Source organism: Acidocella sp. MX-AZ03 (assembly GCF_027626035.1).
GTDB classification, from domain to species: domain Bacteria; phylum Pseudomonadota; class Alphaproteobacteria; order Acetobacterales; family Acetobacteraceae; genus Acidocella; species Acidocella facilis.
In genome coordinates this window covers 2,896,882-2,923,357 of record NZ_CP110774.1, presented here as the reverse complement: position 1 = coordinate 2,923,357, position 26,476 = coordinate 2,896,882, and the positions used below count along the sequence as shown (strand labels likewise).

Sequence of the window (26,476 nt, the reverse complement as noted above, 5' to 3'; positions counted from 1 at the left end):
AAAAAGGCCGGGATCGCTCCCGGCCTTTTTCGTTGAAAGAGTTTCCGCGCTTATTTGTCGCGGAAATGGGTCTCCTTGACCTCGATCGCCGCCTGGGCGGCGGCCAGACGGGCCACCGGCACGCGGTAGGGCGAGCAGGAGACATAATCCAGCCCGACGCTCTCGCAGAAGGAGATGGAGGCCGGATCGCCGCCATGCTCGCCGCAGATGCCCAGCTTCAGCCCGGCCTTCTTGCCCCGGCCCTTCTCGGCGGCGATCTTCACCAGTCCGCCCACGCCATCGACATCGATGGAGACGAACGGATCCTTCGGCAGGATGCCCTTCTCAACATAGAAGGGCAGGAACTTGCCGGCATCGTCACGCGAGAGGCCGAACACGGTCTGGGTCAGATCGTTGGTGCCAAAAGAGAAGAAGTCCGCCGCCTCGGCGATCTGGTCGGCGATCAGCGCCGCGCGCGGCAGCTCGATCATCGTGCCCACCGAATATTCGATGGTCTTGCCGGTTTCCGCGAACACCGCCTTGGCGGTGGCCTCCACCTGGGCGCGGGTGATATCCAGCTCCTTCTTGGTGCCGACCAGCGGGATCATGATCTCCGGCACCGGGGCGTTGGCGGTCTTCGCCACCTCCACCGCCGCCTCGAAAATGGCCCGGGCCTGCATCTCGTAGATTTCCGGATAGGTCACACCCAGGCGGCAACCGCGATGGCCGAGCATCGGGTTGGCTTCGGACAGCTCCTCGCCACGCGCGCGGATCACCGCGATATCGACCCCCAGCGCATCCGCCACCTCCTGCATCTCCGCCTCGCCATGCGGCAGGAATTCATGCAAAGGCGGGTCGAGCAGGCGGATGGTGACCGGCAGACCTTCCATGATCTTGAACAGCGAGACGAAATCCTCGCGCTGGAAGGGCAGCAGCTTCGCAAGGGCAGCGCGCCGGCCAGCTTCGTCCTTGGCCAGGATCATCTGGCGCACGGCGCCGATGCGCGCCGGGTCGAAGAACATATGCTCGGTGCGGCACAGCCCGATGCCCTCGGCGCCGAACTTGCGGGCGGTCTCGGCATCCAGCGGGGTTTCCGCGTTGGTGCGCACCTTCAGGCGGCGGGCCTGGTCGGCCCACTCCATCAGCGTGCCGAAATCGCCGGAGAGCTGCGGCTCGATCATCTTCATCGCGCCGGCATAAACCTCGCCGGTGGAGCCATCGATGGTGATGATATCGCCCGCGCGCAGCACCACGCCATTGGCGGAGAGGGTCTGCGCGCCGTAATCGACCGAGATGCCGCCGGCACCGGCCACGCAGGGCCGGCCCATGCCGCGCGCCACCACGGCGGCGTGGCTGGTCATGCCGCCGCGGGTGGTGAGAATGCCCTGGGCGGCGTGCATGCCGTGAATATCTTCCGGGCTGGTCTCGATGCGCACCAGCACCACCGATTCACCCTTCTGCGCGCGCAGCTCGGCCTCATCGGCGGAGAACACGACCGCGCCCGAAGCCGCACCCGGGGAGGCCGGCAGGCCCTTGGAGAAGATGGTCTTCTCCGCCTTCGGGTCCAGCGTGGGGTGCAGCAGCTGGTCCAGCGCCGAGGGGTTCACGCGCATGATCGCGGTATTCTTGTCGATCAGCCCTTCATTCGCCATTTCCACGGCGATGCGCAGGGACGCCGCGGCGGAGCGCTTGCCCGCGCGGGTCTGCAGCATATAGAGCTTGTTCTGCTGCACGGTGAACTCGATGTCCTGCATATCCTTGTAGTGTTTCTCAAGGATTTCGCGGACCTTATGCAGCTCCTTATAGGCCTCGGGGAGCGCGTCCTCCATGGAGACCTCGCCCGGCTTGGCATAGGCGTTGGAGAGCGGGCGCGGGGTGCGGATGCCCGCCACCACGTCCTCGCCCTGCGCATTCACCAGATACTCGCCATAGAATTCATTGAGGCCGGTGGAGGGGTCGCGGGTGAAGCAGACGCCGGTGGCGCAGTCATTGCCCATATTGCCGAACACCATGGCCTGGACATTCACCGCCGTGCCCAATCGGCCGGGATGTCGTGCAGGCGGCGATAGACATTGGCGCGCGGGTTCATCCAGGAGCCGAACACCGCGGTGATCGCCCCCCAGAGCTGGTCCTGCGGGTCCTGCGGGAAGGGCCGGTCCAGCTCTTCCTGCACCATCTTCTTGTAGCCCTCGACCACGTCCTGCCAATGGGCCGGGGTCAGCGCGGTGTCCTCGGTCACGTCGGCATCCAGCTTCACCTGCTCGATGATTTCCTCGAAGCGGTGATGATCGACATTGAGCACGACGGAGCCGTACATCTGGATGAAGCGGCGGTAGCTGTCCCAGGCGAAACGCTCATCCCCGGAGGCTTTCGCCAGGCCGAGCACGGTGTCGTCATTCAGGCCGAGATTGAGCACGGTATCCATCATGCCCGGCATGGAGACGCGCGCGCCCGAGCGCACGGAGACCAGCAGCGGCTTGTCCTTGTCGCCGAATTTGCGCTCCACCGCCTGCTCGATGCGGGCCAGCGCGGCATCCACCTGCGCCTTCAAATCGGCGGGATAGTTGCGGTCATTCTCGTAATAGGCGGTGCAGACTTCGGTGGTGATGGTGAAGCCCGGCGGCACCGGCAGATCGATGCTTGCCATCTCGGCCAGGTTCGCCCCCTTGCCGCCCAGAAGGTTGCGGAGCGAAGCGTTGCCGTCATTCACGCCAGCGCCGAAATTATAAACCCATTTCGTCATTACCTGGTCTCCTCACCCTTCAATCCGAGAAAAATCAGCCACTTGGTTGACCGCGCCGGTGAAGCGCGCGAGCAATCGCAAACGATTGCGGCGCAAATCAGGCGATTCCGCGTTGACCGTAACGTTTTCGAAAAAAGCGTCGATGGCAGGCCGGATGGCCGCCAGTTTCGTCATTGCCGTTTCGTATTCTTCTTGCGCGATGGACGCTGCTAGCGTCTCGATCACCAGCGCATCGAGCAGATTGGTTTCGTCCTGCTGCTGGAACAGCTTGGCCTCGGGCGCCCCGTCATGCGGGCCGTCCTTGGCATTTTCGATGCGCAGGATATTCGCCGCGCGCTTATAGGCGGCGACGAGGTTCTTGCCGTCCTCGCTGTCGAGCATAATGGAGAGCGCCTCAACGCGCTTCATCAGCCGCACCAGATCGTCATCCTCACCGGCGGCAAGAACAGCATCCAGCACGTCGAACCGCTTGCCCTCGCCGCGCAGCTTCACCCGCAGCCGTTCGATGATGAAGCTAAACAGCTCGCCTCGCGCCGTGCCCAGAAGCGGCAGCAGCTTCAGCCGGAGCTTATTCTCCAACACGATGCGGATGACACCCAGCGCCGCCCGGCGCAGCGCGAACGGATCGCCCGAGCCGGTCGGCTTCTCGCCCACGGCGAAGAATTCCCGCAGCGTATCCAGCTTATCCGCCAGCGCCACCGACACCGCGACGATGCCAGTGGGCACCGCATCGGATGGGCCTTTCGGCTGGTAATGGGTAGATATCGCTTGGCCGATCGCAGCGGCTGTCTCTTGGGCGGGATGCTGGCGGACAACATAATAACCGCCCATGATTCCCTGTAGTTCAGGAAATTCGCCCACCATACCGGTAACGAGATCAGCCTTACACCACAAGCCCGCCAATCTCGCCCAATTCGCTTTCTCGCTATTGGCTTGCAATAGTTTGGCGATTTCCTCGGCCAGATCCGCGATCCGGTCCGCGCGCTGGCGCTGGGTGCCGATCTTGGCGTGGAAGGTGATCTTCTCCAGCTTCGGCAGCAGGCTATCGAGCGGGGTTTTCAGATCCAGCGCCCAAAAATGCCGCGCATCGGACAGGCGGGCGCGCAGCACGCGCTCATTGCCCGCGATAATCGCCTTGCCCTCATCATCCGCCGCCAAATTTGCCACAAAGGCGAAATACGGGGCCGGGGCGCCGGTTTCATCCCGCAGCGCAAAATACTTCTGGTTAATCTTCATCGAAAGCTCCCGCACTTCCGGCGGCAACTCCATGAATTCCTTGTCGATCTGCCCGATCAGCGGCACCGGCCACTCGGCCAGCCCGGTCACCTCATCCAGCAGCCCCTCATCCGGGGCAACGCTGAGGCCCAGCGTCGCGGCAACCTCCGCAATACCCTCCGCCACCCGCGCCCGGCGCTCGGCCGGGTTGGCGATGACATGATGCTCTCGCAGTTTCTCCTCCCACACCGCGGCCGAGGAGACCTCAAACGGCCCCGGCCCGTGCACGCGGTGGCCTTCGGTGAGGTTACCGCTCTCCACCGGCCCGAGCTTGAACGGCACCACCGCGCCATCCAGCAGGCAGATCACCCGGCGCAGCGGGCGCACCCAGGTGAACTCCCCGCCCGAGCCCCAGCGCATGGATTTCGGCCAGGGCAACTTCGCCAGCAGCTCCGGCAGCACGCCGGCGATATAATCCGCCGCTGGCTGCGCCGGGCTCTGCTTGTTCAGCACCCAGAACTCGCCCTCCTGGACCAGATCCTCCTTCACCGCCCCATGCTTGCGCAGGAAGCCGGCCAGAGCCTGCTCCGGCGCGCTGGCGCGCGGCCCGCGCTCGGAAACCGAGCTGGCGGCAACCTCGGTGGCGATCTCGGCGGCAAGCGCGATGCGGCGCGGCCCGTAATAAGCCTGGCGCACCGTAATCGAGAGCGGCTTCAGCGCCTGGGCGCAGATCGCCTCCAGCGCCTCGCTCGCCGCCTTCTGCATGCGGGCGGGGATTTCCTCGGAGAAGAGTTCCAGAAAAAATTCAGCCATTGGACTCACCGGAAAGCCAGATTTCAGCGCAGGCCTTCGCCAGATTGCGCACCCGCGCGATATAGGCGGCGCGCTCGGCCACCGAGATCACGCCCCTTGCATCCAGCAGGTTGAACAGATGGCTGGCCTTGATGCATTGATCATAGGCCGGCTGCGCGACCATGCCCTCGACCAGCGCCATGCATTCGCGCTCGGCATCCTCGAAATGCCGTGCCAGCATGTCGGTATTGGCCAGCTCGAAATTATGCTTCGAATAGTCACGCTCGGCGCGCAGGAACACGTCGCCGTAGGACACACCCTGGCCGTTGAAATCCAGCTCGTAGACATTCTCCACGCCCTGCACATACATCGCCAGCCGCTCCAGCCCGTACGTGATCTCGGAGGAGGGCGAGACGCAGGCAATGCCGCCGACCTGCTGGAAATAAGTGAACTGCGTCACCTCCATGCCGTCGCACCAGACCTCCCAGCCCAGGCCCCAGGCGCCCAATGTCGGGCTCTCCCAGTCATCCTCGACGAAACGGATATCATGCTTGCGCCGGTCGATGCCGATGGCGTCGTAGCTTTCCAGCAGCAGCTGCTGGATATTGTCCGGGCTCGGCTTCAGCAGCGCCTGATATTGATAATAATGCTGCAACCGGTTCGGGTTCTCGCCATAGCGCCCGTCCGAGGGCCGGCGCGAGGGCTGCACATAGGCCGCCTTCCAGGGCTTCGGGCCCAGCGCGCGCAGCGTGGTGGCGGGATGGAACGTGCCCGCCCCCATCTCAACATCATAAGGCTGCAAAATCACACATCCCTGCTTCGCCCAGAAGGCGTGCAGGGTCAGGATGATGTCCTGGAAGCTCTTGGGCTTCCCTTGGGGCTATGGACTGTCATGGGCCTTTGGTTAAACTGACGCGCCGCAGCAATAGGGCGCCGGGGCGGTTAGAGCAACCGGCAAGGAGGGGGTTTATGCGCAAGATAGTGCAGTGGGGCGTCAGTGACGTCGCCGGTGTGGCGCTGGCGATACTGGTCGGCGGCGGCACCTTCGCCTTCCGCGTGTTGGCCATTGTTCCACGTGCAACCGTCGGCATCTGCGCGGCCGGCAATGCGCCGGGCTGGTGCGTGCCGCGCGGCTGGGTGCTGAGCGGGCAATATTACGGCGCCTTCGGCTGGGCGGCGCTGCTCGTCGGCTTGGCGGCCTTCTTCGCCGGCAAGCGCGTGCTGGCCGGGCTGGCCATCGGCCTCGGCATCGCCGCGGTGGTGAATTACAACGGCACCCAGGGCATCATCGGCGCGGCTTTGGGGCTGGCGGCGTGGTTCAGCCTGCTGAGTGGGCGGGCGGGCTGGGGCCGGGTCTGAGCCTCTTCCATTGAGGGCTCACCATTCTTCGATCATTGATTTTCTTCGTATTTTCCCTGTTCCGTCAAGGGCGCGCGGCTCTGCCGCGCGTCGCCGAAGGCGAGTGAACCCCTTGACGGAACAGGGAAAATACGGAGACGCTCGGGATCGAAGCAATGGCTAGATCCATGCCTTGCCGCGTGGCGCCATAAAAACGGCGCATCTCGCGAGAGCGCCCCGTGAATGCCGGGGCTAGAGCCCCTGCTTGCCCATCGCCAAAAACTTCTCCCGGCGCTTGGCCTTCAAGGCCTCCGGGGTCTGGCCCAGCAGCGCCAGCAGGGATTTCTCCACCGCATCGCCCAGCGTCACCAGCGCCGCTGCGGGGTCGCGATGCGCGCCGCCCAGCGGCTCCGGCACGATCTCATCGATCAGCCCCAGCTTCTTCAAATCCTGCGCGGTGATGCGCATCGCCTCGGCAGCGGTGGCGGCCTGGGCGGAATCCCGCCAGAGGATGGAGGCGCAGCCTTCCGGTGAGATCACCGAATAGATCGCGTGCTCATACATCAGAACCGTATTGCCCGCCGCCAGCGCGATGGCGCCGCCGGAGCCGCCCTCGCCGATGATGGTCGCCACCAGCGGCACCGGCGCGTCCAGGCAGGCCTCGATGGAGCGGGCGATGGCTTCCGCCTGGCCGCGCGCCTCGGCCTCGATGCCGGGGAAGGCGCCGGAGGTATCGACGAAGCTGAGGATCGGCAAATTGAACTTGCCGGCCAGCTCGATCAGCCGCTTGGCCTTGCGATAGCCCTCGGGCTTGGCCATGCCGAAATTATGCTTCAGGCGGCTTTCGGTGTCGGTGCCCTTCTCGGTGCCGATCACCATCACCGCCTGGCCCGGAAGCGGCCCATGCCGCCGACGATGGCGGCGTCATCCGCGAAGGCGCGGTCGCCGGCCAGCGGGGTGAACTCCTCGATCAGCGCGGAAATCACCGCCAGTGCCTTCGGGCGCTCGGCATGGCGGGCGACTTGCGCTTTCTGCCAGGGGGTCAGCTTGGCGTAGGTGGCCTTGAGCTGCGCATCCGCCTTGGCGGAGAGCTTGGCGACCTCTTCGGCGATGTTGATCTCGCCGGGGGCCGCACTCATCCGCCGCAGCTCCTCGATCTTGCTCTCGAGCTCCGCGACCGGCTTTTCGAATTCCAGATACTGACGCATGGCCGTGGGGCTTAGCACATCTTCCGCGTAAAAAAAGCCTTAAGCGCGCGCGGGCAGGCCCGCCGCCGCATCGGCAAGGCGCGCCAGCGCGGCTGACAGCTCGTCATTGCCGGGCGGCAAAGACGGCAAGGGCGCCGCCTCGCCGCGCAACCGGGCGAGGATGGACGCGGCGAGCGCCCGGCAGGCGGCGGCGCGCGCCGCATCCGCCGTGCCGGCACCCAGCACCCGCACCGCCGCCGCCCCGGCGACATTCCGCAACGCGCCCAGCAGCGCCGTGGCGGCCTCCAGCCGGCCGCCCGGCCGCGCCCTTCCAGCCGCATCCGCGCCAGGGCGGTTTCGGCGGCGGAGCTGGCCAGCCCGGCGGCGCGCCGCTCCTGCCCGGCCGCATCCTGGCCCATGGCGGGATGCGCCAGCGCCTGGGCGGCGAAGGTGAGATTGGCCTCCACCGCCGCCGCCAGCAGCGCCGCCACCCCGCCCGGCCGGCGTTCCGGCCACAGCACGAGAACCCCCGCCACGCCGACCAGCGCGCCGATGATGTTATTCACCGCCCGGGCCACCGGCACGCCGCTGCCCGGCTGCACCATCTCGATCACCAGCACGAAGAGGGAGGTGAGAAACAGCACGAACACGGTATAGTTCACGCTCTTGAAGGCGATGGTGAGCGCCGCCAGCGGAAAGATGATCAGCAGCAGCACCGGCTTGGCGGGGCTGGCCGCCAGCAGCAAGGCCGCCAGCATGCCGCCGCCGACACTACCCAGGATCCGCTCCAGGCTGCGCGGCCAGGTCGCCTCGGCCAGAGGCTGCATCACCATCACCGTCGCCATCGTCGCCCAGTAGGAGAAGGTGAGGTTCAACCAGGCGACCAGCAGATAGGCCAAAGCCACCGCCACCGTCACCCGCGCCGCATGGCGCAGCACCGGGACGGTGATGCGCCCCGGCCTTGCGTGCGGCTGCGCCGCATCGCGCTCCGCCCCCGGCCCGGCGGCATAGGCGGCCAGGGCAGCGGCGCATTGCGCCAACGCCCGGCCCGGCGCGTGCGGCAGCGCCCGCGCATCCTGCGCCAGGCTGCGCGCCTGGTCCGCCAGCCGCACCCCGCTGAACTGGCGCGACGCCGCCTGGTGCGCGGCCTCGGCCAGCGCCTCATGCAGCGTCCAGAGCGCGAAGCGCAGCGGCCGCGAGGCCTCGCCCGAGGCCAGCCCATGGCCCAGCGCCAGCAGCCCGGCGAAGAGCCGGTCCGCGCAATCCACCGCCAGCTCATGCCGGGCGCGGCGCTGCTCCAGCCGCGCCACCGCCGCGCGGGCGCGCTCGATGGAGAGCCGCACCGCACGCCGATGCTCGGCATTCAGCCCGGCCCAGTCCGCCTCGCTGGCCTCTTCATGCCCGGCCAGCACCAGCATGTCCTGCACCATCGCCGCCTCGCGGGCGTACAGGGCCGCCGCCGCGCGGCGCACCGGGGCGTGCGGATGGATGCGCCAGAGCACCAGGCAGAGCAGATAGGCCCAGGCGCAGCCGAACAGGAACGCGCCGGTGAGCACCAGCGCGCCGGCGGGTGTATGCGGATAATCCACCCCCACCACCGCGACGACGCTGACCAGAATGCCCGGCACCGTGGCCGAGGCGCCCCAGGCGCGCGGCAGATTGGTGAGAAACACGACGGCCAGCATCACCGGCCCGCCCACAAACGGCCCGAACGCGCCGGCGATGGAAACGATGGGCAGCACCAGCGCCCCGGCCAAAGCGAAGCCGCCAATGGCGCGTTTGCGCACCCAATCCGGCCCGCCCGGGTCCGCCAGGCAGCACCAGAAGGCGCCGAACACCGCCCAGGCCAGCCAGGGCCGGCCCAGCCCGTAGGCGAGAGCGGCCATCACCGCCACGGCGGTGGCCGCCCGCAAGCCCTCGACAATGCCGATCTGCTCCGGGGTCAGACCGAAGGCGCGGGATTCCAGCTGCCGCGCGAGGCGGTAGAACCCGTCCGAGAGTCCCGCCGCCGGGCCCCGCCATGTGAAATGCCTTAAATCCACGCTTTGAGTCCGCATCCGCGATCCGTCACCGGGCCGCCACGGCCCGGCTGCGTGAGTATATGCTGCAGCGCAGCATTAATGAAATGAATTGTTTAACTGGCCATATGTCGATTTTGGAATGACGAGAGACGGCCGGCCGGCGCAACGCTGTGCGCCTCCCTGGCCGCCATGCCCAGGAGGAGGGCTGCGGCTCAGACCGTGCCCTTATCCTTCAGCAGGTCGCGGATTTCGGTCAGCAGGGTCTCGGTCGGCGTCGGCGCCGGGGCGGCGGCCGGCGGCGTCGGTTTCTTGTAGATCTTCTGCACCATCCGGACCATCCAGAAGATCGCCGCCGCGACGATCACGAAATTAATCACCGCATTGATGAACACGCCATAATTCAACGTGACATCACCGGCCTTCTGGGCATCCGCCAAAGTGAGCGCCGGGGTGCCTTTGAGGATGATGAAATGATTGGAGAAATCCACCCCGCCGGTGATCAGCCCGATGATCGGGTTGATCACGTCCTTGACCAGCGAGCTGACAATGCCGGTGAAGGCGGCGCCGATGACGACACCAACCGCCAGATCGACGACATTGCCGCGCATGATGAAGGCCTTGAAGTCATCCACCCAGCTGGGGCCTTCAGCTGCACCGGGAATTTGGACGTGTCGGACATCGGGCTCTCCGCGTTGGTTACGTTTCACCATGTACGCGCCGGATCGCGCTTCGCAACCCTTTTTAAACCAATCCGTTCTGGACCCAGCCCCCGCGCATTGCCGGAAACTTTTCTCAAGTCCTTGAAAAGAAAAACGTCTATCAGCGCACCCCGTCCCGCAGGCGGATCGATCGGCGGTTTGGCTTGCGCAACGCGGCGCGCCTTTGAGACAAGGGCAAGACCAAACAGGAGAGATGGATGTTCAAGAAATCCCTGATGCTGGCGATGGCGCTGGCCCTCGCCGGCTGCGGCCATGGCACCGGGCGCACCACCGGGACGGCCGCGGGTGGCGCGGCCACGGGGGCGTTGATCGGCATTGTCGGCGGGCCGATCGGCGTGGTCGTCGGAGCGGGCATCGGTGCCGGCGCGGGCGCGCTGGCCGGGTCCAACACCACGCCCAAGCAGGTCAATCTCGGCCAGGCGCCGTGGGATAAGAAGGGCAGTTAACCCCGATATGCCGGGCGCCTGCAGCGGCGCCGGGCATGTCATGGCGGGGTCTGCCTTAAAAATCCGAAACGAAATCAACGCGCCGGTCGCAACGACTGACAAAAAAATCAGGCTTTTTTAAGCCACCATTCATCGCCGGCAGCTTAGCTATTCCGCGCAGTCTGCCCATGGCCCACCACCTCCATGTTCCAGCTGCCGGGTGATGGGCCGTGGTGGCCCATCACCTGCGTGTCGCGCGGGCGCGAAAAGCCGGTGTCAGGCGCCGGCCAGGGTCATGCCGTCCAGCCGCAGCGTCGGCGCATCGGTGCCGCGCTTGAATTCCAGATCGCTGGCTGGCGTCAGGTTCAGGAACATGTCCTTGAGGTTCCCGGCAATGGTAATCTCCGCCACCGGCTCGGCGATCTGCCCATTGCGGATCATGAACCCGGCCGCCCCGCGCGAATAATCGCCGGTGAGGCCGTTGATGCTGGAGCCCATCATCTCGGTCACGTAAAGCCCTTCGGCGATGTCGGCCATCAACTGCTCAGGGCTCAGCCGCCCCGGCGCCATGTAGAAATTCGAGAGCCCGCCGGCATGGGCGTTGGTCTTCAGCCCAAGCTGGTTGGCCGAGCGCGTATCCAGGATCCAGCCCGTCAGCACCCCGTCCGCGATGAAGCTCATCTGCGCCACGCGCTGGCCCTCGCGGTCAAACGGGCGGGAGCGGCGGCCGCGCACCTTCAGCGGGTTGTCGATGATCTCCAACCCGGCGGGGAAAATCCGCTGGCCCAGCGCATCCTTCAGGAAGGAGGTGCCGCGCGCGATCGAGGCGCCGGAAATCGCCCCGGCCAGATGGCCGAGGATGGAGCCGGAGACCCGTGGATCGAAGATCACCGGCAGCTTGGCGGTGGCCGGGCGCCTGGGGTTCAGCCGGGCCAGCGCGCGGGCGGCGGCATTGCGGCCCAGCTGCGCCGGGTCGGCCAGATCCGCGCCATGGATCACGCTGTCATAATCATAATCGCGCTGCATCGCGGTGCCGGTGCCGGCAATGGCGGTGACGGAGACGCTATGCGCGGTGCGGGCATATTCGCCCAGAAACCCATGGCTGGTGGCCAGCACCGAGACGGCGCGCGACCAGCTGGCGGAGCCACCTTCGGAATTTGTGATGCCGGGCACGCCCATGGCGGCGTCCTCGGCCTGGGCCGCGCGCGCGATCAGCAGATCAGCGCTCGGCTCAACCGGGTCTTCAAGCTCCAAAAACCCGGCATCCAGAGCCGGCGGCGCCTCGGGGATTTCCGCATACGGGTCCTCCGGCACCACTTTCGCCATCGCCACCGCCTGCGCGGCCAGGCGCGCGAAGGCGCTGCTGTCGATGGAGCTGGCGGAGACGGAGGCCGAGCAGCGCCCCAGGAACACCCGCAGGCTCAGCTCGGTGGTCTCGGCGCGCTCGGTCTCCTCGGTCTTGCCCAGCCGGCGCTGCACGCCGACCGAGGTGCCCTCATACAGCCCGACCTCGGCGACATCCGCCCCGGCCCGCTTCGCCGCTTCCAGCAGCCCAGCGGCGGCGTCGGAGAGCGCGCTCATGCCGCCAGCCGGTCGATGATGGCGGAGAATTTCGGCACCTGCGCCACCGGGCCGATGGTGGCCAGAGTGGGTTTCTGCCGGAAAATCTTGGCGGCCGAGGCGCGGATATCCTCCACGGTGACGGCATTGATCTTGCCCACGGTCTCCTCAACCGGGATGATCCGCCCGAACACCTGCCATTGCCGGGCCAGCTGCTCGCAGCGGCTGCCGGTGGACTCTAAGCTCATCAGCAGCCCGGCCTTGAGCTGCGCCCGGGCGCGGTTCAGCTCCGCCTCGCTGACGGCGCGCTGCACCTTCTCCAGCTCTTCCAGCGTCACCGGGATCAGCTCGGCCGCTTCCGATTCACCGGTGCCGGCATAGATGCCGAACAGCCCGCCATCCTGCGCCGGGGCGGTGAAGCTGTAGATGGAATAGACCAGCCCGCGCTTCTCCCGGATTTCCTGGAACAGGCGCGAGGACATGCCGCCGCCCAGCAGAGTGGAGAGCAGCATGGAAGGATAATAATCCGGCTGGCCATAGCCCGGCGCATCGAAGCCCAGCACGATATGCGCCTGGTCGAGATCGCGCAGCTCCCGATACTCGCCGCCCATATAATCGGCTTCCATCGGCGCGGCGCGCTCGGCGCGCGGCAGGTCGGCGAAATGGCGCTGCGCCAGCTCCACCACCTGCTCATGATAGAGATTGCCGGAAGCGGCGATGACCATGTTCTCCGGCGTATAATGCTGGCGCATGAAGCCCGGCAGCGCCTCGCGCTTCATGCCGCAGATGATCGCTTCCGTGCCCAGCACCGGGCGGCCCATCGGCTGCGCCGGATAGGCGGCGGACTGGAAATGGTCGAAGATGATATCGTCCGGCGTGTCGTTCGCCTGGCCGATTTCCTGCAGGATCACCCCACGCTCGCGCTCCAGCTCCTCCGGCTCGAAGCTGGAATGGCAGAGAATATCGCCGATGATATCCGCCCCCAGCGCCAGATCCTCCTTCAGCAGCTTGACGTAATAGGCCGTCTGCTCGCGCGAGGTATAGGCGTTGATATGGCCGCCGACATTCTCGATCGCCTCGGCGATATCCGCCGCCGAGCGCCGCTCGGTGCCCTTGAAGGCCATATGTTCGAGGAAATGCGCCACCCCGTTTTCGGCGGCGGTCTCGTGCCTTGTGCCGGCCCCGACATAGGCGCCGAAGGACACGGTTTCCACCCGTTCCATGCGCTCGGTGAGCACGGTCAGGCCGGAGGGCAGCGTGGTGATGGAAACCTGTTCAGGCATTTCAGTTCCTGTTCGCAAAATTCCGCACCAAGGTTTCGATCTGGTTGAGATCGGCGCCGGCGCGGGTGAATGTCTCTTTCCTGTCATATAGGTCGGAAAGATGGTTTGGGAGGGGCGGGCGAATGCCGACCGCTTTTTCAATCGCATCCGGGAACTTCGCCGGATGCGCGGTGGCGGCACAGATCACCGGCAGGCGCCCCGTGTCGCAATCGCGCCCGGCGGCGAGGCCGATGACCGAATGCGGGTCCGCCAGATAGGCGCTCTCGGTGTAGAAGCGCTTGATTTCCGCCAAAGTCGCCTCGTCCGAGAGGCGGTAGCCCTGGAATTCATGGGCGATGGCGCGCCAGACCGGCGCCTCCACCGTCATTTTCCCGGTGCTGCGGAAATCCGCCATGGTCTTCGCGGTCAGCAGCGCATCCCGGCCCAGGAATTCGAACAAAAGCCGCTCGAAATTCGAGCTGACGCCGATATCCATGGAGGGCGAGAGGCTGGGCTCGACCTCATGCACGGACATGTCGTTCTCCGCCAGGAAGCGGGAGAGAATATCGTTGCGGTTGGAGGCGACGATGAATTTGACGATCGGCAGCCCCATCTGCTTGGCCGCCCAGGCCGCCAGGATATTGCCGAAATTCCCGGTGGGGACGGAGACCGCCACCTCCCGCTCCGGCGCGCCGAGATTGAGCGCGGCATAGACATAATAGGGGATCTGTGCGGCGATACGGGCGAAATTGATGGAGTTGACCGCGGAGAGATTCATCTCGGCCCGGAACGGCGCATCCGCGAACATTGCCTTCACCAGATCCTGGCAATCGTCGAAATTCCCGTCCACGGCGATGTTGAGGACGTTATCCGCCTGCACCGTGGTCATCTGCCGGCGCTGCACCTCGGAGGTTTTGCCGTACGGGTGCAGGATGGTGATGTCGATATTTTTGCGGTTGGCCACAGCCTCGATGGCGGCCGAGCCGGTATCGCCGGAGGTGGCGCCGACGATGCGGACTTTCTCGCCGCGCTTGGCCAGCACATGCTCGAAAAGATGCCCGACCAGCTGCAGCGCCATGTCCTTGAAGGCGAGCGTGGGGCCGTGGAACAGCTCCAGCGCGTAGAGATTGGTCTCCAGCTGCACCAGCGGCACGATCGCCTTGCTGGCGAACTCCGCATAGGCGAGCTTGCACATGGAGAGCAGCTCAGCCTCGGAGACGCTGCCCGCCGCGAACGGGGCGATGACCTTGGCGGCGAGTTCGGGATAGGGGAGGCCGCGCAGGGATTTCAGCTCCTCGGCGGAGAAGCGCGGCCAGCTCGCTGGCATATAGAGCCCGCCATCGCTGGCGAGGCCGGCCAGCAGCACGCCGGCGAAATCCATCTCCGGGGCCTGGCCCCGCGTCGAAACATAGCGCATCGAAATTCCCTTAATTGCGGCTGGCTATACTATCTGCACAGGGCCGGCAGCAATGCGTCCAGCCGTTTGATGCCTTGCGCGGTGGCGGCCAGCCGGTCGTCAGCGAACGTCAGATACCCCTCGGCGAGACATTCATCGAGGATCTCCGGCTCGATGGCGTCCAGCAGGGCAATGCCGGTGCGGGCGGCGAAGTGCGGCGCGGCGATGCCCTCGCGCAGCCGCAACCCCATGATCAACGCCTCGCGGGCGCGGTCCTGGGCCGGGATTTCCTCCTCCAGCGTGGTGCCGTGGCCATGCGCGGCGACGCGCTCCATCCAGGGCTCCGGGGCGCGATGGCGGGTGGTGGCCAGCAGCCGGCCGCCCAGAGAGAGCCGCCCATGCGCGCCGGGGCCGATGCCGGCATAATCGCCATAGCGCCAATAGGTCATGTTATGCCGGCTCTCACCGCCGGGCTTGGCGTAGTTGGAGACTTCGTAGCGCTGCAATCCATAGCGCCCGGCCTCCTCGGCGGTGATGTCATACAGCGCCTCGGCCTCGTCCTCATCCGGCAAAGAGAACTCCCCCGGGCGTGGAGGGTGGCGAATTTGGTGCCGTCCTCGATGGTGAGCTGGTAGAGGGAGAGATGATCCGCCGCCAGATCCAGCGCCTGGCGCAATTCCGCCCGCCATGCCGCCTGGCTCTGGCCGGGCCGGGCATAGATCAGGTCGAAGGAGATGCGGGGAAAGATTTTCGCCCCCAGCTCGATCGCGGCGATGGCCTGCTGGGCGCTGTGCTGGCGGCCGAGAAATCGCAGCGCTTCGATTTCGAAACTCTGCACGCCGATGGACACACGGTTCACCCCGGCCTGGCGATAGGCCTGGAATTTCGCCGCCTCCACACTGGTCGGGTTGGCTTCCAGCGTGATCTCGGCCTCCGGCGCCAGGCGGAACACCCGCCCGGCCTCCTGAATGAGTGCCGCCACGCTGTCCGGGTCCATCAGGCTGGGCGTGCCGCCGCCAAAGAAGATCGAGCCGACCTCGCGCCGCCCCAGCCGCGCCGCCTCATAGCCCAGCTCCGCCGTCAGCGCCGCCAGCATCTGCGCCTGCGGCAGGCTCTCGCGCACATGGGAGTTGAAGTCGCAATAGGGGCATTTGGCCAGGCAGAAGGGCCAATGGAAATACAAAGCCAGCTGATCCATGCCGCCCGGCATAGACCGATGCGCCGCGCGGTGCGAGTCCGCGCCGTGTTTTGCGCAAGGTCAAGGCGGTGCGCCGTCCCGCCCTTATGCTCGCGGCATTTTCAGGAGACAGGACATGATCCAGGACTGGACGAAGCTGATCGAGGCCATGAATGGCGGGGTGAAAACGCTGCGCCAGGGCGCGCCGGAGGCGATGAAGGGCTTTGCCGCCCTCGCCCAGGGCGCCCATGCCGGCACCGCGCTGGACCAGAAAACCAAGGAGCTGATCGCGCTCGCTATCGGGGTGGCGACGCGCTGCCAGCCTTGCATCGCCTATCACGCCCAGGCCGCCGGCAAGCACGGGGCCAGCCGGGCGGAGGTGCTGGAGACGATGGGCATGGCGATCTATATGGGCGCTGGCCCCTCCGCGATGTACGCCGCCCAGGCGCTGGAAGCCTTCGACCAGCTCACCCCACCCGCCGCATAGGCGCCCTTCGCCGGGGTGGTTGGCAAGACCGCATCGCGCGCTTAATCCCAAAAGCGCATGGAGACGCGGTTTTCAGAGCCTATGCCGGCCCCGATGCGGACACGCATAAGCCGGTTTTGCGCCATAATCTTCGTCTTCATGCCTGACGCAGACGCAATCAGGCGCGGCGCGGCGGCGGCGTGCCCAACCGGAGACTGAGCATGCACCGCTTCTGGCTCATCCGCCACGCTTTGGTCCACCGGGACAATCTGGCCTTCCTCTACGGCACCGACGACGTGCCGGTATGCACCGACACGATGGCGGCGCAGGCGGCGGACTATGCCGCCCTGGCCGCCCGGCTGCCGCGCCCGGCCCGGCTGGTCTGCACCCCCTCACCCGCACCCAGCTCACCGCCGATGCGCTGCAGCGCGCCGGCTATCCGCAGATGCCCGGCTGATCGAGCCCGCCTTCATCGAGCAGGATTTCGGCGACTGGCAGGGCGTGCCGATTTCCACCTTCGACGCCCGCGGCCATGATGAGCGGCATCCGTTCTGGCCGATCCATGCCGCCGAGACGCCGCCAGGCGGGGAGAGCTTCGCGCATCTGATCGAGCGCGTCGGTGCCGGGCTGGAGGCGCTGCGGGAAAGTGCGGAAGGTACGGATACCATCATCGTCAGCCATGGCGGGGCCATCCGCGCCGCCTGCGCCTATGCGCTGGGGCTGACCCCGCATCAGGCGCTCTGCTTGCAGATCGACAATATCTCCCTCACCCGGCTCTCGCATGGGCCGCGCGGCTGGCGGGTTTTGTCGGTTAATGAACATTCATCCACCCAAGCTTGCCGCTTTGAGGCCGCCACCCCACCTGCAGCAACACGGCAAGACGCGCCCAAACCCGAAGGAGTTCTCTCATGAAGCGCCTGCTTCTCGCCGCGGCCCTCGCGGCCGGCACCGCCGCCCCGGCCCTGGCCGCCAACCCGCAACATCTGGTCGACAGCGCCACCCTGTCCCTGGAAGACATGATGGGCGGCGCCCAGGGATCCCAGGCGCAGGACTTCCTGCGCAAGGCCAAAGCCGTCGTGGTCTGCCCGAACGTGTTCAAGGCCGGCTTCTTCTTCGGCGGCGAAGGCGGCGGCTGCGTGATGAGTGCCCGCACCGCCGATGGCGGCTGGTCCAACCCGGCCATCTATTCCATGGGCGCGGGCAGCTTCGGCCTGCAGATCGGCGTGCAGAACGCCGAGGTGATGATGATCATCATGACCACGGGCGGGCTGAACGCGCTGCTGAACTCGCAATTCAAGATCGGCGCGGATGCCGGGCTTTCGGTGGCGACTTTGGGGGCCGGCGTGAATGGCGCCATGTCCACCGCCACCAATGCCGATATCATCAGCTTCTCCAAGAGCCAGGGGCTCTATGGCGGCGTCTCGCTCTCCGGCACCGTGCTCTCCAACAATGCCGGCGCCGAGCAGCAATATTACGGCCAGCAGCTGGATGCGCGGCAGATCGTCGTTGATGGCCAGGGCAATAATCCCGGCGCCAACCCGCTGCGCCAGACCTTGCAGCGCTACGGCGGGTAAGCCCTGCCCCTCGCGCGAACAAGCCGCCCTCCTCCCGGAAGGCGGCTTTTTTCATCTCAGGGATACAGCCCGCGCTCGTTGCGGGCCTGCAGGATGCGCTCGCACGCCACCACGAAGGCGCCGGTGCGCAGGCTGAATTTATGCCGCTCGCAGGTGGCCCAGATATGCGCCAGCGCCCCGGTGATGATCTTGTCCAGGCGCAGATTGATCTCCTCCTCGCTCCAGAAGAAGGAGGAGAAGTCCTGCACCCACTCGAAATAAGAAACGATGACGCCGCCGGAATTGCAGATCACGTCCGGCAGCACCGTGACACCGCGCGCGGCGAGAATATCATCCGCCCCCGGCACGGTCGGCCCGTTGGCGGCCTCCAGGACCAGGCTGGCGCGCAGCCGCTCGGCGCGGGCCTCGGTGATCTGGCCTTCCAACGCGGCGGGGATGATCACATCCACCTTCGCGTCCCAGAACTCCTCCAGCCCCAGCACCTCGCCGCCACGAAACCCGGCGACGCTGCCTTTTTCCAGCACATGCGCGGTCAGCGCCGGCACATCCAGCCCGTTATCATTATAGACGCCGCCGCCATGGTCCTGCACCGCCACCACCTTGGCGCCGGACTGCGCGAACAGCTCAGCCGCATTGGCGCCGACATTGCCGAAACCCTGGATCGCGATGCGCGCCCCGTCCATCGGCAGCTTCAGCCGGCGCATCGCCTCGCGCCCGGTGACGAACACGCCGCGCCCGGTCGCCTTCACCCGCCCGAGCGAGCCGCCCAGGCTGATCGGCTTGCCGGTGACCACACCGGTGGCCGTGGCGCCGACATTGGCGGAGTAGGTGTCCATCATCCAGGCCATGATCTGGCCGTTGGTGTTCACATCCGGCGCCGGAATATCGCGCTGCGGGCCGATGATGATGCCGATCTCGCTGGTATAGCGCCGGGTGACCTTTTCCAGCTCCCTCTGCGACAGCTGTTTCGGGTCCAGCCTGATGCCGCCCTTGGCGCCGCCAAAAGGCAGATTGACCGCGGCATTCTTGATCGTCATCCAGGCCGCCAGCGCCATCACCTCTTCCAGCGTCACGTCCGGATGGTAGCGCACGCCGCCCTTGCCCGGGCCGCGCGAGAGGCTGTGCTGCACCCGGTAGCCCTCGAAATGCGCGATGCTGCCGTCATCCATCTCGATCGGCACATCGACGATCAGCACCCGCTTCGGGCGTTGCAGCGTGCCGGACCAGCGGGCGAGATCGCCCATATAAGGCAGCACGCGGTCCACCTGCGCCAGATAGGTGCCCCAGGCGCTCTGGCGCGTCGGCGATACGTAAGACAGGCTGGCGCCTGGCAAGAAACTTTGCGGATGATCGGCCATTCCATACTCCTCTGCTGACGATTGCTTCGTCTTGCGCCCATAATCGGGCGAGAGTCATGACGCGCGGGCCGCGCCATGATGGAAAAGCTACACCTAAGCTCAAGCGTCGTCAGGGGCTTAACGCCGCGTTTCAACGCAGCCTTGTTAAAGCCGGGAAGCTCAGCAACGCCAAAAAGGCATGGGGCGTTCCGCCCCCATGCCCTGTCTTCGTCGTCTTACGGCAGCTTAGCTGACCGGAATAATGAACCGGAACCAGAAGCGCGTGTCGTTGCCGAGATAGCCCGTCTGGGTAACGTCATGGGTAAGGTAGGATTGCAGAACCACCTTGCCGAAATTATAGCCGACCAGACCGCCCATCGCGAATTGATGCTGCTTCTGGTAGCCGGAATAGGGTGAGCTTGTGTCCGTTGAATAATAAGCGACCGGGCCGAAGCTCCAATTGCCGAAACTCTTCGTCGCGGTCAGATCCAGGTTGAGATAATTCGGCACCTTGGAGGCATTGACCGAGGAGTTATTCACCTCATTGCCGATGATCAGATTGGCGGAGAGATTGAGGCCATTCCCCGTATAGGACACCGCGAAGCGCTGATTGATGGTGGTGGCGTCATTCGCGACCGGGCTGGAGAGCTTCGGGTAGGTGCCGAGCAGATAGGACACGCCGATATTGTTACCGAGATCCCAGGCCAGCTGGCCGGCGAACCAGGGATTATACCAGCCCTGCACATGCGCGCCGGGCACGCTCGCCTCGGCCAGCGGAAAGGCGGCGTAAAGCTGCACGCGCGCGCCCAGCAGATGCACCGGGGTGGACCAGGCGACAACCGGAATGGTTACCCCAGCGCTTCCTTGCCGAGATTACCGTAATCGGTGGTGTCCACCAGATACACGCCTTGCGGCAGCGGCGCGCCCGGCGCGAAGCCGATGGTCTCGCCGGGCTGGGTGACGGAACCGGCGAAGGCCGGCACGGCAAAGCCCGCGAGAGCGGTGCCCGCGAGCAAGGCCAGCGCCCGGGCGGTATGGGTACGAGATTGGATCTTCATGAAACCCCTGCATATCGACAAACCGGTCTGCGCCGCTTTGTCTCTTGGTTTTGACTTGGACGTCCCGGCCTTGATTTTTTTGACCGGGGCGATGCGAGACCCCGGTGTTCCGGGCGGCCCGCATCGCGTCATCGTCTCAGCAGGATTCGTGCCAAAGAAAGATCTTGGGTTTTGCTTGGGAATTCACGAGAGAGCTGGGATTTGAGCTGTCACGTTTTTCATCACTGCTTCGAAACGCAACAGCTCAGAAGGTCAGTTTCATTCCCGCCGTCACCGCCACCGGCGCGCCGATGGAATAGCTGCGCGGGTTGCTGTAATTTGGCGCCTGCGCGACATAGACGCCGCCGACGCTGGAATAGGTGCCGTAAACATAGTAGCGCTGGTCTGTGACGTTATCGATACTGCCAAACAAAGTGAGATGCGGTGTGACGCTGTAGCGCGTGTTCAGATCGATCAGCGCATAGCCCGGCAACGGCTTATCGAGATTGGCGGCATCGCCGTAGAGATAGCTGCCCGTCTGCGCGGTGCCGCTGAAGCCCACACTCCAGCGCGGGGTGATCTTGTAATCCGCGCCGAACTTGATGAGATTTTTCGGCACGCCCGGCAGAAAATCGCCGCTATTGACGGTGATATTGCCGCTCGCATCGGCATTCGGGCTGTTGCTGCGCTCGATAAAGCTGGCGCCATAGGTCGCCTGCACGCGTGAATAGGATGCGTAGAGATGCCATTTGGCGCTATCGAACTGCGCCGCGAGATCACCGCCGCGCCGGTGCACGCTGCCGATATTGGAGAAATAGCCGTTGCCTTGCGGATTATAAGGCGATTGCAGGAATTCGATGTCGTCTCTGGTTTCATCATCATAAACATCCGCCTGGATGCTCAGGAAATTCAATCCGCCGACAACGAACGTCCCACGCAGCCCGGCCTGGAAATTCTGCGAGACGATCTGCTTCAGCGCCGGATCGCCGGACATGAAATTCGCCAGGGCACAGCTATCAAGCGGGCTGGCGCAGGAAAGTTCGGCCGGGGTCGGCGCCGCGTTCTGCACAGACCAGCTGCCATAGAGCGTCACCGCGCGCGTGAGCGCGTAGGCCATGCCGACCGAGGGGTTGAAATGCTGATAATAATGGCTGCCATTCAGCCCGCCCGGCGCGGCGTTGGGGTCGTAACCACGCTCATTATGCAAGGCGATCTGCGCGATATTGAACCGCCCGCCCAGCGTGAGGGAGAGTTTTTTGGTGAGGTCGATCGTATCCGTCGCGTAGAGCCCGTAATAGGCGTTGCGCAAGCCTACATTCACCGGCACGTTGCCGGGCTCATCGACAGGATAGCCAAGCCCGGTGCCGGGCAGCGCATAATAATCGCGCGTGCTCGGCGACAAGGCGCCATCATAAGCCGCGGCGCCGTAGGTGCTGTAGCCGCCATCATAACTGAGCCCTGCGACGAGCTGGCCAGCGCGCCCTTATGGGTGATCTGCGCGGAGGCGCCATAGCCGTTGGTATTGGTGGTGTTGAGGTTGAGCTGCCCGTAGGCATTATTGCCATTCGGCAGATATTGCGGAATGATGCCGCCGCCGGCCGCCGTGGAATAACTCCCCCCTGCCCCGCCCTGGCAGAGATTTTGCCCATCGCCGCAGGGAAGATCGCTCGGGCCGTTGCCGTTGAGCAGATGCTCCCAGATGTTCTCGTAATAGAGCACCGCCTGCAGCGAGGTATCGCGGCTCAGCTGCAGATCCAGCGTGCTGCTGAGGCGCAGATATTTATCGTTGATGGAATTCGGGCCAGTGAATTGCGCGTTGGGATCCGCCGCCAGCACCTCCACCGGCACCGTGCCTGGGCCATGCAGCCCGGAATTACCGGCGATGAGATTGATATGCAGCGCCGCAGCGCTGCCGCGCCAGCCGAGATCCGCGTAGGCGCTCTTGATGTCCGAACCTTGCGCGTCGCGCCAGCCGGTATTGCGGGCGGCAGAGATATCGACATAGGCGGCTGCATTGCCAACCTGCTTGCCATATTCAAGATGGCCTTCGACCGTGCCGAAGGAGCCGCCTTGCAGCTCCAGCACGCCACCCGGCGCGGTGAAGCCGTTTTTCATCTTCACATCGATGGCGCCGCCCAGCGCATTGAGGCCGAAGACCGGATTGCCATCGACCAGATCGAAGGAATCGATGGCATCGTCAGGCAGCACGCTCCAGAGCGCCAGATCGCCAAAGGGCGTGTTGAAGCGCGCGCCATTCACATAGACCGAAAGCCCGGCCGGCGTGCCCTGGATGGGGGAAAGCTCGTAGCCGTGGTAAAGCACGCTCGGCTGATACGGGTTGGCCTGGCTGTTCTGCAGATTGACGCCGGCGGCTTGCCGCGCCAGCGCCCCGGTGAAATCCGCCGCCCCTTGTTTGGTCAGATCCTGCGCGGAGAAGCTTTGCACGGCGGTCGGCCATTTCTGCAACGGCACACCGCCGCCCAAGGGTGAAACGCCGATGTGAACGTTAATCACCGGCGGGGTGGTGTCAGTTGAGCTGTCGCTCGTCTGCGCCATCGCCAGTCCGGGAACCAGAGCCGCACTGGCGAGAAGCAGGCGCCTGGTGCGGCCCGCCAAAATCATGAAACCCGCCGCCATTTGAAGTCACCAGGCTCCTGCTGGGCCTCGGCCGCCGCCATCGCGTTCATGGCCGCGTGACGCGGGGAGCGCGAGCAGACAGGGTCGGTCGCCGCCGCATCGCCGGTGATGGCCATTGCCTGGCAGCGGCAGCCGCCCAATCGATTTCCTTCAACGCACAGCTGGAACAAGGCTCCTGCATCCAGCCGGTGCCGCGGAATTTGTTGAAGGCGTCGCTGCCTTCCCAGATCTCGCGCAACGGCAGATCATCGGCGCGCGGGAAGGTCAGGCCGGGGATCGTCTCCGCCGCGTGGCAAGGCAGCACCCGTCCATCCGGGGCGATGTTGAGCATTTTCTGCCCCCAGCCGCCCATGCAGGTTTTCGGCAGATCCGCATAATAATCCGGCACCACGTAATCAATCACCATACGCGCGCCGATTTCCTCACGCCTACGCGCCACCAGCGCATCCGCCGCCTCGAACTGGGCGCGGGTGGGGATCAAGGCGGCGCGGTTTTCCAGCGCCCAGCCATGATATTGCACATGCGCGATTTCCAGCCGGTCCGCATCCAACGCCAGCGCCAGATCGATGATCGCTGGCAGTTCCTCAAGATTCTGCCGATGCACCACCGCGTTGATGGTGAGTGACATGCCAATCTGCGTGACCAGCTTCGCCACTTCGAGTTTCTTTCTGTGCGCGCCTTTATAATTGCCGATCCGGTCGGCATTCGCCGCCTCCGCGCCTTGCAGGCTCACCTGCACATGACCCAGCCCCGCCTGCGCGTAGGCGCTGAGCTTGTCCCTGTTCAGCAGCACGGCGGAGGTGATCAGGTTGGCGTACATCCCGCAATCGGTCGCATGCGCGATCAGCGCAGCCAGATCCGGCCGCAGGCTGGGTTCACCGCCGGAGAAATGGATCTGCAGCACGCCCATCGAAGCCGCCTCGCTGATCACCCCGCGCCAGAACGCCGTGTCACGCTCCTTGTTCGCCTTCAGCATCTCCAGCGGGTTGGAGCAATAGGGGCATTGCAGCGGGCAGCGATGGGTCAGTTCCGCCATCAAGGCGAAAGGCGGTGCGATAGAGCTCATAGCGTGACCAAGGCGGACTCCGCCAAGCCTTCCAGAAATTCCCTGACATCGCCGTCGATCTCCTCGACCGGCGCCTGATAGCGCGCGGCGAGCAGCGCGACGATGTCAGCGATATTGCGTTGCCCGTCACAGGCGGTGACGATGGCATCGGCAATCTCGTCGAGCACGACGACACGCTCCGGGGCCATCAGCACGGCGGTGTCACGGGCCTTGTCGAACTGGCGGCGCACCCCGCGGCGCAGGCGGGGGACGGTTTCGCCGGTTACGCGCACCGCGCCAGCGCCGCCTCGGCGCCAAACGCATCGAGCGGGACATGACCCGGCGTGACGTAGGCGGCATAGAGCGCATCCAGCTGCGACCAGAGCACATCGCATTTGAACCGCAATGCGGCGATCACCTGGTCCTGCTCGGCGCGGGTGGTGGCGTGGTGCTTCACATAATCCAGGGCGAAATCCGCATCGCGCGGCGCCTGGGTGAGGCGGGCATTGAAATAGACCAGCGTGTCCTTCGACACCCATTCATAATTCGCCAACATGCCGGCGACACGCTCGGCGATGATGGTGGGTGAGAACATTTCCGTCAGCGAGGACGCGACCGCTTCCAGCAGCGAGCGGTCGCGCACGAAATGCACATAGGCATCCACGGCAAAACGCGTCGCGGGCAAGATGCCCTGGGTCGATTCCACGTAGGCGGTCTCCAGCCCGACCCCTTCCGCCAGACGCAGCCAGCGGGCGATGCCGCCATCGCCTTCGCGCTCGCCATCATGGTCGATGATGCGCTGGCGCCAGGCGCGGCGGGAGGCGGCATCCGGCAGGCGGGAGAGCACGATCGCGTCCTTGATCGGAATGCAGGCCTGGTAATAATAGCGGTTCAGCGCCCAGGCCTGCACCTGGGTCTGGTTCAGCTTGCCGCCATGCAGCAGCTTATGAAACGGATGCAGACTATGGTAGCGCGTGGCGCCGACATTGCGCAGTGCTGCCTCAAGCTCGGCATGGGAAAGCATATTCGTCATAACGTCACCTCCATTCCGTCATAGGCAACGTCCCAGCCATTTTCTTGGACTTTTTTGGCTTCCTCGGAATCGTCGCACAGGATCGGATTTGTATTGTTGATATGAATGAAGACCTTGCGAGTCCGCGTCAATGCGGAAAATGCGGCCATCGTGCCGGCTTCACCCGAAACGGAAATATGCCCCATGCGCGCGCCGGTTTTTTGGCTCAGGCCAGCATCGATCATCTCGCGATCCTGCCAGAGCGTGCCATCGAAAAACAGAATATCAGCTTGTTGAGCGCGCGTTAGAATATCCGGCGTCACGTAGGCGCAGCCGGGAATGAAAAGAATCCTGTGTCCGGCTTCATCCTTTACGGACAGGCCGATGACGCTGTCATCGCTCACCAGGGCCGCGAGGTCCCGCCCCGCCTCCTGGTAGAGCGGCAATTTTCCAGGCACCGGAAAGGCTTCCACCGAAAGCCCGAGGCTTTGCCCCGCCGCATCGCGCAGCGCCACCGGCTCGTTCACGCGCAGACTCTCCTGGCGCACCAGCGCCGGATTCATCACGCTGAACACCTGGTTGCCGTTCAAAATCGCCTGGACGAAATCCTGCGCATAGAGCCGGAATTCATGCCCCTCGCGCAGCGTCAGCAGCCCGGCGATGCAATCAATATCCCCGCCGGAAATCACCACAGCCGCCACGGGATTATTCCGTGCCGGGCCATCATGGTCAGGATGCAGAATGACATGGTCGCGCAGCTGGGAGGGAAGATCCGGGCTGGCATTCAAAAGCACCCACCGCACCCCATCCGCGCTGACGGCGAGGGAGGCCTGGGTTCTGGGCTTCACGGCCGGGTCTCCGGCCCGCGCCCGGCGGCACCCCGTGCAATGACAATTCCATTGCGGAAAGCCGCCGCCCGCGGCCGATCCAAGCACAATTACACGCATGGGAGAGACGTGGCCTATGCCTGGATCGGTTGCCTCACTTACTTGCGGGTCGCGGAGACGTAAGAGTTGATCTCAGCGCCGATGCAGATCTGCTTCACGGTCGGTTTACGCCACATTGTCCATTCCTCCTTGATTATGATCCGGCGCGACATCGCGCCCTTATTTGCAAACCGCTTGCAAATTTCATTCACCCTTGCCGGGTGTTATTTCACCTGAGAGACCAGCGGCGTGCTGTCGCCCATCGCCTTATCGTAATTAAGGGCGGTGCTGCCGGCAGGGTAGCCGTTTGTCTTCAGGATATAAGCGAAGATGTCCTCATACTGGGTATGGGTCAGGCTGCCCGGCTGGCCGGCGGGCATCTGCTGGGCCATCTCGGTGAAGAGTGCGCCGACGGTATAGTTGTTGCTGGCGGAGGCGAAGGCCTGGCCAACCAGGGCCGGGCCGGCGCCGCCTTCCATCTTCGCGCCGTGACACATGGCGCAATTCTGCGCATAGGCATCGGCGCCGGCGGTGGCCTGCGCATCGGTATAGATCGCCGGCGGGGTTGCCGCCTGCGCCGCCACCGCGCCCAGGGACAAGGCCAAACCGAGGACCGCAATCTTCATAT

General features: G+C 65.1%; 23 protein-coding genes and 4 pseudogenes. 6 read left to right on the top strand and 21 right to left on the bottom strand.

The window, feature by feature from the left end:
• Positions 1–50: 50 nt before the first annotated feature.
• The 3 genes and pseudogenes from ppdK to GT370_RS16145 form a co-directional block, all read right to left on the bottom strand.
• Positions 51–2,722: pseudogene (gene ppdK / locus GT370_RS16155) on the bottom strand (pyruvate, phosphate dikinase).
• Between the two features lie 12 nt (positions 2,723–2,734).
• Positions 2,735–4,750: a glycine--tRNA ligase subunit beta gene (gene glyS / locus GT370_RS16150; protein ID WP_008494880.1), complete on the bottom strand. Its 2,016-nt coding sequence runs from the start codon at positions 4,748–4,750 to the stop codon at positions 2,735–2,737.
• Positions 4,743–5,579: a glycine--tRNA ligase subunit alpha gene (locus GT370_RS16145; protein ID WP_270184416.1), complete on the bottom strand. Its 837-nt coding sequence runs from the start codon at positions 5,577–5,579 to the stop codon at positions 4,743–4,745. The genes glyS and GT370_RS16145 overlap by 8 nt, the downstream gene beginning before the upstream one ends.
• Before the next feature lie 119 nt (positions 5,580–5,698).
• Between GT370_RS16145 and GT370_RS16140 the strand changes: the two genes are divergently transcribed.
• On the top strand, positions 5,699–6,088 hold the full coding sequence (locus GT370_RS16140) for a hypothetical protein (protein WP_008494878.1): 390 nt from the start codon (positions 5,699–5,701) through the stop codon (positions 6,086–6,088).
• 231 nt (positions 6,089–6,319) lie between these two features.
• On the opposite strand, the pseudogene GT370_RS16135 reads toward GT370_RS16140, so the two are convergent.
• The 3 genes and pseudogenes from GT370_RS16135 to mscL all read right to left on the bottom strand — a co-directional run bounded on the left by GT370_RS16135 (position 6,320) and on the right by mscL (position 9,883).
• A pseudogene (locus GT370_RS16135) lies at positions 6,320–7,275 on the bottom strand (acetyl-CoA carboxylase carboxyltransferase subunit alpha).
• Between the two features lie 11 nt (positions 7,276–7,286).
• Positions 7,287–9,311, bottom strand: a complete 2,025-nt coding sequence (locus GT370_RS16130; RefSeq protein ID WP_270183388.1) for an FUSC family protein — start codon at positions 9,309–9,311, stop codon at positions 7,287–7,289.
• A gap of 176 nt (positions 9,312–9,487) precedes the next feature.
• A complete protein-coding gene (mscL, locus tag GT370_RS16125) occupies positions 9,488–9,883 on the bottom strand; it encodes a large conductance mechanosensitive channel protein MscL (RefSeq protein ID WP_270184415.1) in 396 nt (131 codons plus the stop codon).
• 308 nt (positions 9,884–10,191) lie between these two features.
• On the opposite strand from mscL, the gene GT370_RS16120 reads away from it, so the two are divergent.
• A complete protein-coding gene (locus GT370_RS16120) occupies positions 10,192–10,440 on the top strand; it encodes a hypothetical protein (RefSeq protein WP_008494874.1) in 249 nt (82 codons plus the stop codon).
• Between the two features lie 255 nt (positions 10,441–10,695).
• Here the strand turns inward: GT370_RS16120 and GT370_RS16115 are convergent, their stop codons facing one another.
• From GT370_RS16115 to hemW, 4 genes and pseudogenes are all read right to left on the bottom strand, one after another.
• Entirely contained in the window at positions 10,696–12,000 is a 1,305-nt protein-coding gene (locus GT370_RS16115; protein ID WP_008494873.1) for a TldD/PmbA family protein, read from the bottom strand.
• On the bottom strand, positions 11,997–13,262 hold the full coding sequence (locus tag GT370_RS16110; RefSeq protein ID WP_008494872.1) for a M16 family metallopeptidase: 1,266 nt from the start codon (positions 13,260–13,262) through the stop codon (positions 11,997–11,999). The genes GT370_RS16115 and GT370_RS16110 overlap by 4 nt, the downstream gene beginning before the upstream one ends.
• A gap of 1 nt (position 13,263) precedes the next feature.
• The gene (gene thrC, locus GT370_RS16105; protein ID WP_008494871.1) at positions 13,264–14,658 is read right to left on the bottom strand and encodes a threonine synthase; all 1,395 of its coding nucleotides are present in this window, start codon (positions 14,656–14,658) and stop codon (positions 13,264–13,266) included.
• 29 nt (positions 14,659–14,687) lie between these two features.
• Positions 14,688–15,847, bottom strand: a pseudogene (gene hemW / locus GT370_RS16100) (radical SAM family heme chaperone HemW).
• A gap of 103 nt (positions 15,848–15,950) precedes the next feature.
• Between hemW and GT370_RS16095 the strand changes: the two are divergent.
• From GT370_RS16095 to GT370_RS16085, 3 genes are all read left to right on the top strand, one after another.
• Positions 15,951–16,301 (top strand): carboxymuconolactone decarboxylase family protein, encoded by a 351-nt coding sequence (locus GT370_RS16095; protein ID WP_008494868.1) that lies wholly within the window; start codon positions 15,951–15,953, stop codon positions 16,299–16,301.
• 318 nt (positions 16,302–16,619) lie between these two features.
• Positions 16,620–17,192, top strand: a complete 573-nt coding sequence (locus GT370_RS16090) for a histidine phosphatase family protein (protein WP_270183387.1) — start codon at positions 16,620–16,622, stop codon at positions 17,190–17,192.
• Positions 17,189–17,854 (top strand): lipid-binding SYLF domain-containing protein, encoded by a 666-nt coding sequence (locus GT370_RS16085; RefSeq protein ID WP_008494866.1) that lies wholly within the window; start codon positions 17,189–17,191, stop codon positions 17,852–17,854. The genes GT370_RS16090 and GT370_RS16085 overlap by 4 nt, the downstream gene beginning before the upstream one ends.
• 56 nt (positions 17,855–17,910) lie before the next feature.
• On the opposite strand, the gene GT370_RS16080 is transcribed toward GT370_RS16085, so the two are convergent.
• The 3 genes from GT370_RS16080 to GT370_RS16070 all read right to left on the bottom strand — a co-directional run bounded on the left by GT370_RS16080 (position 17,911) and on the right by GT370_RS16070 (position 20,249).
• Positions 17,911–19,212 carry a Glu/Leu/Phe/Val family dehydrogenase gene (locus tag GT370_RS16080; RefSeq protein WP_008494865.1) on the bottom strand — a complete coding sequence of 434 codons (1,302 nt, stop codon included), beginning with the start codon at positions 19,210–19,212 and terminating at the stop codon, positions 17,911–17,913.
• A 225-nt stretch (positions 19,213–19,437) separates the two neighbouring features.
• Positions 19,438–20,010: a transporter gene (locus GT370_RS16075; protein WP_270183386.1), complete on the bottom strand. Its 573-nt coding sequence runs from the start codon at positions 20,008–20,010 to the stop codon at positions 19,438–19,440.
• 29 nt (positions 20,011–20,039) lie between these two features.
• A complete protein-coding gene (locus GT370_RS16070) occupies positions 20,040–20,249 on the bottom strand; it encodes a hypothetical protein (protein ID WP_270183385.1) in 210 nt (69 codons plus the stop codon).
• On the opposite strand from GT370_RS16070, the gene GT370_RS16065 reads away from it, so the two are divergent.
• Positions 20,248–20,454 (top strand): hypothetical protein, encoded by a 207-nt coding sequence (locus GT370_RS16065; RefSeq protein ID WP_270183384.1) that lies wholly within the window; start codon positions 20,248–20,250, stop codon positions 20,452–20,454. The two genes, GT370_RS16070 and GT370_RS16065, sit on opposite strands and share 2 nt — an antisense overlap.
• 39 nt (positions 20,455–20,493) lie before the next feature.
• On the opposite strand, the gene GT370_RS16060 is transcribed toward GT370_RS16065, so the two are convergent.
• The 8 genes and pseudogenes from GT370_RS16060 to GT370_RS16030 all read right to left on the bottom strand — a co-directional run bounded on the left by GT370_RS16060 (position 20,494) and on the right by GT370_RS16030 (position 26,474).
• Positions 20,494–21,630 carry a TonB-dependent receptor gene (locus GT370_RS16060; protein WP_270183383.1) on the bottom strand — a complete coding sequence of 379 codons (1,137 nt, stop codon included), beginning with the start codon at positions 21,628–21,630 and terminating at the stop codon, positions 20,494–20,496.
• Positions 21,546–22,850, bottom strand: a complete 1,305-nt coding sequence (locus tag GT370_RS16055; protein WP_270183382.1) for a TonB-dependent receptor plug domain-containing protein — start codon at positions 22,848–22,850, stop codon at positions 21,546–21,548. The genes GT370_RS16060 and GT370_RS16055 overlap by 85 nt, the downstream gene beginning before the upstream one ends.
• Positions 22,847–23,931 (bottom strand): annotated as a pseudogene (pqqE, locus tag GT370_RS16050) (pyrroloquinoline quinone biosynthesis protein PqqE). Before pqqE ends, GT370_RS16055 begins: the two are co-directional and overlap by 4 nt.
• A complete protein-coding gene (gene pqqD / locus GT370_RS16045; RefSeq protein WP_008494861.1) occupies positions 23,928–24,203 on the bottom strand; it encodes a pyrroloquinoline quinone biosynthesis peptide chaperone PqqD in 276 nt (91 codons plus the stop codon). The pseudogene pqqE and the gene pqqD overlap by 4 nt, the downstream one beginning before the upstream one ends.
• Complete coding sequence (gene pqqC, locus GT370_RS16040) at positions 24,194–24,943, bottom strand: pyrroloquinoline-quinone synthase PqqC (protein ID WP_008494860.1); 750 nt, start codon at positions 24,941–24,943, stop codon at positions 24,194–24,196. Before pqqC ends, pqqD begins: the two co-directional genes overlap by 10 nt.
• On the bottom strand, positions 24,940–25,869 hold the full coding sequence (gene pqqB, locus GT370_RS16035; RefSeq protein WP_039885370.1) for a pyrroloquinoline quinone biosynthesis protein PqqB: 930 nt from the start codon (positions 25,867–25,869) through the stop codon (positions 24,940–24,942). The genes pqqC and pqqB overlap by 4 nt, the downstream gene beginning before the upstream one ends.
• Positions 25,870–25,907: 38 nt before the next feature.
• Positions 25,908–25,985, bottom strand: coding sequence for a pyrroloquinoline quinone precursor peptide PqqA (gene pqqA, locus GT370_RS21635; protein WP_008494857.1), 78 nt, complete (start codon positions 25,983–25,985; stop codon positions 25,908–25,910).
• Between the two features lie 87 nt (positions 25,986–26,072).
• Entirely contained in the window at positions 26,073–26,474 is a 402-nt protein-coding gene (locus GT370_RS16030) for a c-type cytochrome (RefSeq protein WP_234730365.1), read from the bottom strand.
• Between the last annotated feature and the right edge of the window lie 2 nt (positions 26,475–26,476).